Consider the following 12,432-nt stretch of genomic DNA (forward strand, 5'->3'; position numbering starts at 1 on the left):
CAAAGCTCCTCTGAAAGACGATTCACACGCAAACACCTTCCGCAGCGGCGCAATATCGTCGCGTCATTTCTAAATCATTGATTTAATTAGTAATTACTGCATTGATCGCAGAACAGACGGCCTGTGATCCAGGATCAGCTTGAGCGGGTTCGCGTAACGGCATCTTTCCATCCGGCCATCAGACGGCTGCGTTCGGCCTCCTCCATTTCAGGGGAAAATCTTCGGTCCAGATGCCATTTGGAGGAAAATTCCGCCTGACCGGGCCAGGCTCCGGATCGTGACCCCGCCAGCCAGGCTGCGCCCAGCGCCGTGGTCTCGGCGACACTTGGCCGATCGACCGGCGCTCCGAGGATGTCGGACAGGAACTGCATGGTCCAGTCAGAGGCGGCCATACCGCCATCGACGCGCAGCACCGTCTCGCCACTTGCACTCCAGTCGTCCTGCATGGCGTCGATCAGGTCCCGGGTCTGGTAGCCGACGCTTTCTAGCGCGGCACGGGCGAAATCGGCGGGCCCTGTCGCCCGGGTCAGACCAAAGATCGCACCTCGCGCATCCGCATCCCAATGCGGCGCGCCGAGGCCGACGAATGCCGGCACAAGATATATGGACTGTTCCCGGTCCGCCTTTTCCGCCAGCACCTGCGTATGTGCGGCTTCCGAAATGATGCCGAGCCCGTCTCGCAGCCACTGCACCGCTGCCCCGGCGACGAAAATCGAGCCTTCAAGGGCGTAGGTCGGCTTGCCGTCAAGACGGTAGGCGATCGTGGTCAGCAAGCGATTGCGCGAGCGCACAGGCGTCGAGCCGGTGTTGATCAGGGCAAAGCAGCCTGTACCGTAGGTCGACTTGACCATGCCGGGCTCGAAACACGCCTGGCCGACGGTTGCTGCCTGCTGGTCGCCTGCAACACCGAGGATCGGGAGCGGTTTGCCGAAGAGATCCGGACGGGTAACGCCGAAATCGTCGGCGCAGTCCTTCACCTCCGGCAGCATGCTCATCGGCACGCCCAGGATGCGGCAGAGTTCCTCATCCCAGCAATTGTCGTGGATGTTGAACATCAGCGTTCGCGACGCGTTGGTTGCGTCAGTGACATGGCGCTCGCCGCCCGTCAGTTGCCAGATCAACCAGCTGTCAACTGTGCCGAACACCAGTTCGCCACGCTCGGCCCGCTCACGCGCACCCTCGACGTTGTTCAGGATCCAGGACACCTTTGTGCCGGAAAAATAGGGATCAAGCAGGAGGCCGGTCTTTTCGGTAAAGAGATCGCCGAGACCTTCGGAACGCAGCTTCGCACAAAAGTCGGCGGTGCGCCTGTCCTGCCAGACGATCGCATTATAGACCGGTCGCCCGGTCTTGCGGTCCCAGACAAGCGTCGTTTCGCGCTGGTTCGTGATGCCTATTGCTGCAATGTCCTCGACGCCGATATGGGCTCGCTCCAACGCCTCCCGGCAGACCGCAGCCGTCGTCGACCAGAGATCATCCGGATCATGCTCGACCCACCCCGATTTCGGGAAGTGCTGGGTGAACTCCATCTGCCCGACACTGATCGGCTGGAAATTGCTTCCGAACACGATCGCCCGGCTTGATGTCGTCCCCTGATCGATCGCCAGAACAGCACCTGCCATCAAACATCCTCCCCGATGTCGTTCCTGGGCGCGGCCTCGCGCGCTCCGAATGTCTGTTATGCTTTTATGCCGTCCGCTCTGCCACTTCGGCAAGCTGGCTATGGACGTAGCTATCGAGTGCCGCGGCTTCCTCGGCGCTGAGCCGCAGTCCAAGCTTCGACCGCCGCCAAAGAATGTCGTCCGCGCTGCCGGCCCACTCCCTGTCGATCAGCCACCGAATTTCGCATTCGAACAGACCGGCTCCGAACGGCTTCCCCATATCCTCGATAGAGGTGGCATCTCCAAGGATCGACCACGCATCCGTCCCATAGGCACGGACAAGGCGGCGTGCGGAGGCTTCCCCGACAAACGGATAGCGCGCCTGAAGCTCTCGGACCTTTGCCTCGAAATCGAACACCGGAAAGTCGCCCCCGGGCAAAGGCGCGTCCGCAGTCCACAGACCCCGCTTGAACGGCAGGTAGTCCTCCAGCTGCGCGAGCACTTCTTCTGCAAGCTTGCGATAGGTCGTGATCTTGCCACCGAAAACCGAAAGCAGCGGAGGTTTGCCGTCCTCTCCGCCATCGAGCTCGAGGACGTAGTCGCGCGTCGCGGCCTTGGCGTCTTCAGCTCCATCGTCGTAAAGCGGCCGGACGCCGGAATACGTGTGGACGATGTCCTCAGGCCGCACAGGGGCTTCCAGATACTCGCTCACGGATTGGCACAGATAATCGATCTCGCCTTTCGAAATCTTCACTTCGCCGGGATCCTCGGAATAGTCCACGTCGGTCGTACCGATCAGCGTGAAATCGCGCTCATAGGGAATCGCGAAGATGATCCGGCCATCGCCGTTCTGGAAGATGAAACAGCGATCATGTTCAAACAGGCGCGGCACGACGATGTGACTGCCCTTGACCAGGCGCACGTTGGACGTCCGGTTGGCCCCGACAACGCCGGACAGCATGTCTGCGACCCAGGGCCCTGCCGCATTGACAAGCACCTTGCAGGAGACGATCCGAACCGCGTCGGTGCGCCGGTCCTTGAGCGTTACGACCCAAAGGTCCCCTTCACGCCGTGCGCTCACGCATTCGGTCCGGGTCAGGACCGTCGCCCCGCGTTCGGAAGCATCGCGGGCGTTCAGAACAACAAGACGGGAGTCTTCCACCCAGCAGTCCGAATACTCAAAACCCTTTTTGAACATGGACTTGAGCCCGAGTGACAATGGCGGACGGTCAAGCGCCACCGTCTTCGTCGCGGGCAATAATTTACGCCCTCCCAGATGGTCGTAAAAGAACAGGCCGAGACGCAGGAACCACGCCGGACGCAGTTCCCTGTGATGGGGCAGGACGAAGCGGAGCGGCCAGACAATATGCGGAGCTGCCCGCCAAAGAACCTCGCGCTCCTTGAGCGCCTTCCGGACCAGATCGAACTCATAGTACTCGAGGTACCGCAGGCCGCCGTGAATGAGCTTGGTCGACGCGGATGATGTGGCCCCTGCGAGATCGCCCATCTCGGCGAGAAGAACCGATGCGCCGCGGCCAACCGCGTCACGCGCAATACCGGTGCCGTTGATACCTCCGCCAATCACTACGAGATCATAGTCAGGCGTCATCCAATTGCCTCCCAGGCCGGAAATTCATCACGCTTGTGAGCGCGACCATCTTGTTAAAACGAAAATAAAACGAAACTTTACGAAATTCAATCAAACAAAAAAAGACTACCGCAGATTGTCTGCGGCAGCCTTCATGTCTCGACAGCGATAGGATAAGAGCCCGTAGGCTCAGGCCTTTTCGAGCCTCAGTCCTGTGGGCCTCCATCCGGATCGCTGCTCGCTCCACCGGCTTCGGCCTCATCGTTGCCGCTCTCCTCCTCGCCCTGCTCGTTGCGCCGCTTCTTGGGCGGATTGACCGGAGCATCGATTGGCGTGGCCGAATGGTATGTGACTTGCGGGAAAGGGATCTCGATACCCAATTCGTCAAAGACTTCCTTGACGTACTCGTTATAGGCCCGGCCGACTTTCCACTGCGAGCCGGGAACGGTCTTGATCCGCGCCCGGATATCGACGGAGCTTTCGCCCAGGTTCACGACCCCGTTCATCTCCAGATCATCGAGAATTTCGCTGCCAAGTTCGCTGGCACGCAAGCGCAGGAATGCCTGCTCCATGGCAAACTTCGCTTTTTTCACGTCCGTATCATAGGCAACGCCGATGAGCGCCACATGGTAGGCAAAGTCGCGCATGAAATTGGACACCAGGTCGACCGACGAGAACGGTACGATATGAGTCGTTCCTTCGACGTCCCGTAGCCGCACTGAGCGGACAGTCAGCCTCTCGACGGAGCCCGTGATGCCGCCGACCGTGACGACGTCGCCCTCGTTGATGGCATTTTCGATCTGTATGAACGCACCGGTGATAATGTCCTTCACCAGCGTCTGGGCGCCGAAGGAAATTGCCAGACCGACGACACCCGCACCGGCGATAAGCGGCCCGATATCGACGCCGATTTCCGAAAGGGCCAAGAGCGACGCCATAACGATGACGATCACCGTGAAGGCATTGCGGAACAGCTGGAACAGCGTGCGAACCCGCGCCGTCACGATATAGCCGACCTCTTCACGCAGGCGCAAATCGATCCAGGACATGACCGCCAGCCAGATTGCGAAGGCGGCCAGAAGAACAAGACCTGCGGACCCGTAGCGGCCGAGAAGTTCCAGTCCGAGTGGCGACTGGAGCCATTCGTCCAGGTCGATGATCCCCCAGATCCCCAGAAGAAGCAGCGTGGTTCCGATAAACACCAGAAGACGGAAGATCTTGAGAATGCGCGGTACGAAAGCGTTTAGACGCGTTTCGAGAGCCGGGAGGCTCTCCCGCATGCTTTCCGGCAAGCGGATGCCGCCACGGATTGCACGGGTCATCACGAACGACAGGAAAAATCCGCCCAGGACCGTGAGCATGGAATAGCCAGTCGCGCGAATGATGATGGAAGCAGCATCGTAGGGCCGCGAGATCCAGATCGCGAGCGCCATCAGGACATATGCATAGGCCACCAGGTGCCAGAAATTCGCAAGGCTCCAAAGAGCGCGCTGGGCGACTTCACTGCTCAGGGTCCGCGAATAGTCTCTTACGCCCTGGGCGACCCGGGCGTGGTTGCGATTGACAAGAACGACCAGGAAAAGACCGCCCAACAAGACGATCACAAGGCGAACGGCATTTCCCAGAACGAAGGACACGGTCATGTTGGCGAGCGGAACGCCGAGCATAAGCCCATATCCCAGCCATGACACAAGAAAGCCGAGACGCCCCGCCCAATAGCGCGCCGTATCATCCTTGAACGGAAGGAACCGCAAGGGCGCGCGCTCGGGGGCGAACGCAAGACGGATCGCGACCTTGGCCAGCCCCGTGAGCAGGAAGGCGTTCAGGGCAAGGCTTTCGAGCAGTGAAACCCCGTCTTCAAGCATGCCGAAGGAAAGGAGGGCAGCCGCATATCCCGCACCCCATCCGACAACGACAGTCGCGACGTCGGACAGCGTCGTGACGATCAGCAGGACCACGCGGGAAATGATACCGTTGTTCCGGGCACTTGCCATCTGGTTCCGGACGACCCGCCTGAGCAGCATCTGCCCGACCGCGAAAACCGCGACAGCTGCGACCAGAACCACCACCAACTCGACGGCGGCCTGCCGGGCTCGGTCCCAACGCACCTCGACGTCACCATTGAGCAGCAGAACAAAGCCATTGAGCTCATGACCAACCCGGTCAACCGCCTGGCTGGCGTCGCCGACAATGCGCCGGGTGTATTGGCCAAGCCGCATTGCAAAGGTCTGGTCCTCTTCCGCCGCCGTGGCGTCACTGGCAGGCTCTGCCGGAGCATTCTCGGACGTTTCATTGGCAGCGTCGGCAAGGGGAAGGTTTTTCAGTCGATCGATCAGTGCATCACGGCTCGCCGGATCCTGCAGCACTCGGATAAGCGCCTCGCTTGCCGCATCGAGTGAAACCTCGCCATCAGAGCTTTTATCGGCGCCTGCCTCCTGACTCTGCGAAGAGGAAGTGGTGGCACTCCCTGCAAGCGGAGGAACCTGGGCGGTTGCCGGAGCCACAAGGAAAGGGAGTGTCAGGAAGAGAAACAGGACCGCACGCAGGCGGAAGGTCAGATTCATAAGAGCCAGATCCATTCGGTCGCAAACCAGCGTCTCGAAGCTCGTCGAGCTCCGGGCGTACAACGGAAGGCCCACCCAACGCCTGGGACAAGACCGACCTTTCAGCTAACGCACAAGGTAGCCTGTTGGTTCCATGGAACAAAGCCCGCCAAATCCATTCATGGATCCGGCGGGCCTGGTCACGATCCAAACGCGGATTGAGATATCGCTCAACCGTGCTTGCCGTTGTCGAGAACCGGCGTCGACGCGCCGTCCTTCACCGCCTCCGGCAGCATGTCCTGAAGAAAATTCTGGTACGAAACCGGGCGCAGGAAGCGTTCAATCGCCTTGGTGCCTACCGATGTTGAGCGGACATCCGTCGATGCCGGGTAAGGCCCACCATGCATCATCGCGTGGCAGACCTCGACACCTGTCGGGAAGTTGTTGCGGATCAGTCGGCCTGCCTTGCGCTCCACGATCGGAAGCAATGGCGCAACCGCATCAAGGTCAGCATCATCCATGATAAACGTCGCCGTCAGCTGTCCTTCCAGACCGGCAGCGACTTCACGCACAGCATCAAGGTCGGGGCAGCGGACGACGACAGCAGCAGGGCCGAAGACCTCGTCGTGCAGGGCCGGGTTCTCAAGCCAGATATCCGACTTGACCTCGAACACGATGGGTGCCGCGTCGCATGCACCGCTCGCCTCTCCCTTGACGTGGACTTTTGCCTTGCCCGAGGCTTCGCGCTCGGCGATTGCATTTGCATAGGCTTTTGCAATGCCCGCTGTCAGCATGGTCTGCGCGGGAACGTCGCCCAGCGCCTTGCAGGCCTGCTCCAGGAATCCGTCAAGATCGGGACCATCGAGGCCAATCACCAGGCCCGGATTGGTGCAGAACTGGCCGACGCCCATCGTGAGCGACTGGGCCCAGCCTGTCGCGACCTCCGCACCGCGTGCCGCCAGGGCCGCAGGCATGAGAAACGTCGGGTTGACCGAGCCGAGTTCACCGTAAAACGGAATTGGCTCCGGACGCGAGACCGCCAGGTCGAAAAGCGCGCGACCGCCGCGCAGGGACCCGGTGAAGCCGACCGCCTTGATGAGAGGATCGGTGACGAGAGCAGAGCCGCTTTCGATGCTCGCCCCCTGGACAAGCCCAAAGGTACCGGTGGGCATGCCGGTTTTCTCGATGGCGACCCGAATGGCCTCGGCCACTATTTCGGCTGTTCCGGCATGCGCCGGGTGGCCTTTCACGATGACCGGACAACCGGCAGCAAGGGCAGAAGCCGTGTCGCCGCCCGCGGTCGAAAACGCGAGTGGGAAATTCGACGCACCGAAGACGCCAACCGGACCTATGGCCTTCAGGACGAGCCGGATGTCCGGGCGGGGCAGAGGCTGTCGATCAGGCATGGTGCGATCGATGCGTGCATCGAAGCAGCTGCCCTCTTCGATCCAGTCGGCGAACAGGCGCAGCTGGCCGGTTGTGCGACCGCGCTCTCCGTTCAGCCGCATCTCGGGCAGAGCGGTCTCCTTGCCGGCGATCTCGGTGAGCTCGGCGCCACGTGCCTCGATCTCTTCAGCGATCTGGCGAAGGAATGCCGCACGTTCAGCAGGCGTCTTGCTGCTGTATTCGACAAAAGCCCGCTCGGCTGCCGCAGCCGCCTTCGCAACTGTCGGCTTGTCGGCATCCCAGACTTTCGACTGCAAAACCTCTCCCGTTGCCGGTGAAACCGTCTGGAAAGTGGAACCGCCCTCAACCCAGGAACCGTCGATCAAATGTTTTCCGGTTAGCATGTCTTCCCCTTGTGCAATTTCTTTTCAACCAGACGCCAGTGGTATCGATACCACCAGCTCGCCGACTTCACCAAAACGGACGAAGCCAAAGGCGTTTTTCAAACACGCTGCTTTCCATGCCGGAACGGAAAGATCAAGCCGTACCGAGGCTTTAGACGTTCGTTGATTAAGAAAACATTCACCACGTTTCATAACGTAAATCTAACAGCGTCAGATGTACGGTCTGACGATGGGGGATACGATGTTTTACCAATTGCTGGATTTGGCCAAGGAAAACACGGCAGAAGCGCGGGGGGCGCTGATGCTTGGACTCGCCGACATACTGGTTCACGACATTGCGAAGCGCTCTGAGGAAGAGCTTAAAATGTTTGGCGAAATTGCTCTGCTTCTGTATCGAAGCGCCCCGAAGCACGACCGTGTAAAGCTGTCCCGAAAGGTCTCCCAGACACCGCGCACGCCAGCCAATCTGGCCATGGCGCTGGCGAGCGATCAGGTCACAATCGCGATGCCTGTGCTGGAGCAGTATCCCTCCTTCAGCCCGCAAAATCTCCTGAAGCTCGCAGACGAGTTGAGCGACGACCACCTCCAGATCATCGCCCGGCGCAAGGATCTCGACGAAACAGTTTCCGACACGCTGGTCCGGCGCGGCAGCCGCAGCGTGCACCGGATCCTGGCAGGCAATCGAGAAATCCGCCTGTCGCACACCGCCCTACGCGCACTCGTTCGTCACGCGACCCAGGACGTGGTCCTGCGCGAAGACCTTGCGCTACGATCAGACCTGACACCTGCCATTTGCAACATGCTGATCCCGCATGTCAGCGGACTGTCTCAAAAGCGCTTGCGGAAGCTGGTCCAGGGTGCGCTTTCAAAGGCAGACCTCGATAAACTGGCGCGACTGCGCGAGATCCGGCGCAAGCATGGCACTGAAATCGATCGCCTGAGCGGCCGAGACCTTTGGGCGTTCGCGGAAGCGAGGAAAATCAGCTTCAGTGAGCTTGTGGTCCTGCTGCTGCAAGATGATCGCCTGACCCATGTTGCGGAATTGCTGGGGACCCTCTCGCGCGTCGCTCCGGCTGACGCCCGCGGCGCCCTGTTCAAGGGCAACAAGGAACGGGTCATCGCAATGGCTCGGGAGACCAAGCTCACCGTCGACGCCTTCTCGCTTCTTGCAAAGGCCCGCTGCAACCAGCTGCGGATCCCGAAGTCGCAGGCTGCCGATTGGATCAAGGATTACGTGGTTGCCACAGCCCAGTCCGCCGCACCCGCTGCTGTACCAAGCGCGCCCGTCAAAGCCGTCGCCGATCCCGCGAAGAAGCGGAGCGGAAGCGGTGATTTCGCGGTCAAGAGGCCTGCGCGCCCAAAACGCGAAACGGGCAGACGCGTTTCCGCAATATGAACTCCCGACGACCAGCGCAGCTCTAACGCCGTGCACAGAGGAATGCTGCGGCGGCCGTCATGATTGTTGCAGACGCATAGAACCACAGGCCAGGCAGCACACTGGCTGCAGCCAGGCCACTGGTCTTTGCCGCAAACAGCACAAGCGCTACCAACATCACATCGAGCATCGACCATTTGCTGACTGCACCGAGCAGATGCAGCGACCGGCTCGCCGTTCCGGACAGGGCCGCGACATGGGTCAGCAGGATCTTCAGCGCCGGAAAGCCGATGGAAAATGCGCCGATAAGCAAGGCGAGAGCGTGTTCCTGGTCACCCCAAAGCGAGACCACCATGTCTATCAGGCTTGGCCGGTCTTCCAGAATAAATAGCCGCTCGAACCGCATCAGAGGCAGCGTCAGTCCGAGTGCGAAGGAAAAGGTCGCAAGCGGCAGAAGAATGGCGATGGCAAAACGCATCAGGACCCCAGGCTCCGGGTAGGTAGGTCAGATCAACTGGCCCTTCCTATACCACGGAACCCGAGATCCCGAACAATACACGCTTAAGGACGGATGTAGGAGAACCCGCTTTCCTGCAGCTCGATCAACCTAACCACACCGGAAGGGACGAGCGACGCCTCGCTGACGAGCGCAACCTCCGCGCCTTCGGCCTTGCTCATGTTGCGATGCGTGTTTCCGCAGGCGGAAAAGCTGAGGTTTGCCATCTCCAGGCTCATGGCAGAGATACGGTCTTTCACCGGGCTCTTGTCCTCACGCAGCATCACAAGACCTGGACCATAAGCGACGAGCTCGATCTCGACCGTGTCGCCTTTGCTCTGGTAGTAGGAGTTGATGTTCTGGGCATTGTTGAGCGCCATGTTCATCACCTGCGGATCATTCTCATCCACATGAATGGCCACCTTGTGGTTTACACCTTCGGCAAAGGCACTGAGCGGAGACAGAACCAGCAGCGCCGCGATCAGTGCAGTCGCAAAAGTCTTCATTGAATTTCCTCCCGTCATTGAACCGGCGCAATCCCCCTCCTCACAGGCAATTGCACCGGGCTGATGAAGACTAGAAACAAACTTCCTGCGAAAGGCCAGTGACGTGACTGTCAGACACATCATAATTTCGTGATGTATGAAAAGAGAAGTTCCAAAAGCAGAAAGGCCCGATGCGGGTCATGCATCGGGCCTTTCTGAAATGACCTGCCAGGAGAGCAGGAAATGCCTTCGTCAGCGTGCTCGCATGCGAGACGCGACTTCGTCGAGCTGCTCCTGCTCGGCGACTTCCTGGGCGGTGCGTTCGCGCTGCTGATCGCGTTCTTCGAGCTGCTCGAATTTCTTCAGCTCTTCGATCGCCTCGTTCAACTCGTCGCGGGCACGTTCAAGCTGTTCGTCCAGCTCGTGTGCCGAGTTTTTCAGATTGTCTCGGCGGGTTGCAGCCGCCTTGGCAAAGGTCGGATAGGCAAAGTGCGAAACATCGGTAATGCCGACTCGTTCCTGCTCACTCCGGATCTGGTCGTCCAGCTCGTCGGCCATCCGGTTGAACTCGGCAATCATCGACTCGATCTGAGCCAGCTGCCTGCGTTTGTCATCGACCTGAAAGCGCTTCAGGCGAATGAGACTGTCTCGGGTTTTCATAACTCAATACTCCCCTAGCACGAGCATCCTAACCCGGAGTCATTTCCAAAAGGTTGGCAAGTTGAGAATATCCCTCATCGAGCGAGGTCGCCTCGTCCTTGCCCTGATTCAAAAAGGCTTCCATCGGTTCGAAGCGAGCGATCGCTTCGTCGACCATGGGATCGGAACCCTTCCGGTAGGCTCCCAGCCGGATCAGTTCTTCCATATCGGTATAGGTGGACAGCAGCTGCTTTGCCTTGCGCAGGACCGGCAACTGTTCCGGTGGAACGCAACGGGGCATGGTTCGCGAAACGGATTTCAGCACATTGATCGCCGGATAACGTCCCCGCTCGGCAATCTGGCGCTCCATGACGACGTGGCCGTCAAGGATGCCGCGAACCGCATCGGCAACCGGTTCATTGTGGTTGTCACCTTCAACCAGGACGGTGAACAGGCCTGTGATGGACCCCGACCCCACAGTTCCCGGCCCTGCCCGCTCCAGAAGCCTGGGCAATTCGGTGAACACGGTCGGCGTGTAGCCCTTCGAGGTCGGCGGTTCACCGATCGAAAGGCCGATCTCGCGCTGGGCCATGGCAAATCGCGTAACCGAATCCATCATGCATAGGACGTTGTTGCCCTCGTCGCGAAAATGCTCGGCAACCGTCATGGACAGATAGGCAGCCTGCCGGCGCATCAAAACGCTCTCGTCGGAGGTCGCGACGACAACCACGGAGCGGGCGAGCCCTTCTTCCCCAAGATCGTCTTCAATGAACTCCTGAACTTCACGGCCACGTTCTCCGATCAGGCCGATCACTGCGACATCGCAGTCAGTGTTGCGTGCGAGCATGGACATAAGCACCGACTTGCCGACGCCCGAGCCCGCGAAAATGCCCATGCGCTGACCTTCGCAACAGGTAACGAAGGTGTTGAGCGCCCGTACACCCAGATCCAGTGGACCGCCAACACGTGCACGTTCGGATGCGGGCGGCGGAGTGCTTCTCAATTTGCGAGGCTTTTCGCCGCCCGGAAGATCCCCCTTCCCATCGATCGGTTCACCGTGCGCATTGACAACGCGGCCGAGCCACCTGTTGGACGGGTGAACGACGCTGTCCCTCGACCGGATGACGGCCCTGCACCCCATCCGAACCCCCTCGAGGCCGGAGAATGGCATGCAAAGCGCCCGGTCATCGCGAAAGCCGACAACTTCGGCCTGGACGTTAGGATTGTCTTCTCCACCGTCGATCAACAGGCGCGACCCGACGCTCATTTCGTGGATTGGTCCCGCAATTTCGACAAGAAGTCCCTGAACGGCCGCCACCCGACCGTAAATTTCAGTCGCCATAAGCGAATCAATTTCGGCAAAAAGCGACTTCAAGCGCGATTCCTTTCGGGAGTTAACGGTTTTGGTAACCTATCGTTTACGTCTCTGCTTAATCTTAATGAATGGAACGTTGACAGGCGAGAGCCATTTCAAAGTCCTGCAGCTTTGTGCAGAAAGAATCTGACAGGAGTCGGTTAGACCGGCTTCCTAATGTAAAACTTTAAGATCTCTGAATCCGTATTTTTTCAGCGGCCTCAAGATCTTGACCGTTTTGCACAGTTTCCTTCGACCGGAGCTTGCCGCTACGAATTAGATTTTGTTAACCATTAATGACTAGCTTTAAGTCGGGGTTAATCGCAGTCCTTCGTAGCAGGCGCCGACAGAGCCGTTGCGGCTTGCCCAGGAAAGGCAACACAAGGGGATTGGCATGCGTGTATTGTTGATTGAGGATGACAGCGCGACAGCACAGAGCATTGAGCTCATGCTGAAGTCTGAAAACTTCAACGTCTACACGACAGATCTTGGCGAGGAAGGAATCGACCTCGGCAAACTGTACGACTATGACATCATTATGCTGGATCTGAACCTGCCGGA

The 12,432-nt window shown here is 59.4% G+C and carries 10 protein-coding genes; 2 read left to right on the forward strand and 8 right to left on the reverse strand.

The annotated features are described in order from the left end of the window. Positions 1-134: 134 nt before the first annotated feature. From glpK to ACN0SY_RS10235, 4 genes are all read right to left on the reverse strand, one after another. Positions 135-1,622, reverse strand: a complete 1,488-nt coding sequence (gene glpK, locus ACN0SY_RS10220; protein ID WP_417686935.1) for a glycerol kinase GlpK — start codon at positions 1,620-1,622, stop codon at positions 135-137. A gap of 64 nt (positions 1,623-1,686) precedes the next feature. Then, on the reverse strand, positions 1,687-3,210 hold the full coding sequence (gene glpD / locus ACN0SY_RS10225) for a glycerol-3-phosphate dehydrogenase (protein ID WP_417686937.1): 1,524 nt from the start codon (positions 3,208-3,210) through the stop codon (positions 1,687-1,689). 185 nt (positions 3,211-3,395) lie between these two features. Continuing rightward, complete coding sequence (locus tag ACN0SY_RS10230) at positions 3,396-5,753, reverse strand: mechanosensitive ion channel domain-containing protein (protein WP_417686939.1); 2,358 nt, start codon at positions 5,751-5,753, stop codon at positions 3,396-3,398. A 209-nt stretch (positions 5,754-5,962) separates the two neighbouring features. After that, on the reverse strand, positions 5,963-7,522 hold the full coding sequence (locus ACN0SY_RS10235) for an aldehyde dehydrogenase (NADP(+)) (RefSeq protein WP_417686940.1): 1,560 nt from the start codon (positions 7,520-7,522) through the stop codon (positions 5,963-5,965). A 241-nt stretch (positions 7,523-7,763) separates the two neighbouring features. On the opposite strand from ACN0SY_RS10235, the gene ACN0SY_RS10240 reads away from it, so the two are divergent. Further along, on the forward strand, positions 7,764-8,918 hold the full coding sequence (locus ACN0SY_RS10240) for a DUF2336 domain-containing protein (protein WP_417686942.1): 1,155 nt from the start codon (positions 7,764-7,766) through the stop codon (positions 8,916-8,918). A gap of 22 nt (positions 8,919-8,940) precedes the next feature. Here the strand turns inward: ACN0SY_RS10240 and ACN0SY_RS10245 are convergent, their stop codons facing one another. The 4 genes from ACN0SY_RS10245 to fliI form a co-directional block, all read right to left on the reverse strand. Beyond that, positions 8,941-9,375 (reverse strand): paraquat-inducible protein A, encoded by a 435-nt coding sequence (locus ACN0SY_RS10245; RefSeq protein WP_417686943.1) that lies wholly within the window; start codon positions 9,373-9,375, stop codon positions 8,941-8,943. Between the two features lie 83 nt (positions 9,376-9,458). Beyond that, positions 9,459-9,899, reverse strand: a complete 441-nt coding sequence (locus ACN0SY_RS10250) for a hypothetical protein (RefSeq protein ID WP_417686945.1) — start codon at positions 9,897-9,899, stop codon at positions 9,459-9,461. A 231-nt stretch (positions 9,900-10,130) separates the two neighbouring features. After that, positions 10,131-10,538, reverse strand: a complete 408-nt coding sequence (gene fliJ, locus ACN0SY_RS10255; RefSeq protein ID WP_417686947.1) for a flagellar export protein FliJ — start codon at positions 10,536-10,538, stop codon at positions 10,131-10,133. A 28-nt stretch (positions 10,539-10,566) separates the two neighbouring features. Next, on the reverse strand, positions 10,567-11,892 hold the full coding sequence (gene fliI / locus ACN0SY_RS10260; RefSeq protein ID WP_417686949.1) for a flagellar protein export ATPase FliI: 1,326 nt from the start codon (positions 11,890-11,892) through the stop codon (positions 10,567-10,569). 373 nt (positions 11,893-12,265) lie between these two features. Here fliI and ACN0SY_RS10265 point away from each other — a divergent pair. Beyond that, positions 12,266-12,432, forward strand: a 167-nt coding sequence (locus ACN0SY_RS10265) for a response regulator (RefSeq protein WP_417687204.1), incomplete at its 3' end; no start/stop codon positions are given.

It is taken from the genome of Roseibium sp., from assembly GCF_048261595.1.
Lineage (GTDB): Bacteria > Pseudomonadota > Alphaproteobacteria > Rhizobiales > Stappiaceae > Roseibium.

Bases quoted from the DNA above. Each gene is read 5' to 3' on its own strand.
- glpK (WP_417686935.1), bottom strand. From the start codon at position 1,622: ATGGCAGGTGCTGTTCTGGCGATCGATCAGGGGACGACATCAAGCCGG.
- ACN0SY_RS10235 (WP_417686940.1), bottom strand. From the start codon at position 7,522: ATGCTAACCGGAAAACATTTGATCGACGGTTCCTGGGTTGAGGGCGGT.
- ACN0SY_RS10245 (WP_417686943.1), bottom strand. From the start codon at position 9,375: ATGCGTTTTGCCATCGCCATTCTTCTGCCGCTTGCGACCTTTTCCTTC.
- ACN0SY_RS10230 (WP_417686939.1), bottom strand. From the start codon at position 5,753: ATGAATCTGACCTTCCGCCTGCGTGCGGTCCTGTTTCTCTTCCTGACA.
- fliJ (WP_417686947.1), bottom strand. From the start codon at position 10,538: ATGAAAACCCGAGACAGTCTCATTCGCCTGAAGCGCTTTCAGGTCGAT.
- ACN0SY_RS10250 (WP_417686945.1), bottom strand. From the start codon at position 9,899: ATGAAGACTTTTGCGACTGCACTGATCGCGGCGCTGCTGGTTCTGTCT.
- ACN0SY_RS10240 (WP_417686942.1), top strand. From the start codon at position 7,764: ATGTTTTACCAATTGCTGGATTTGGCCAAGGAAAACACGGCAGAAGCG.
- glpD (WP_417686937.1), bottom strand. From the start codon at position 3,210: ATGACGCCTGACTATGATCTCGTAGTGATTGGCGGAGGTATCAACGGC.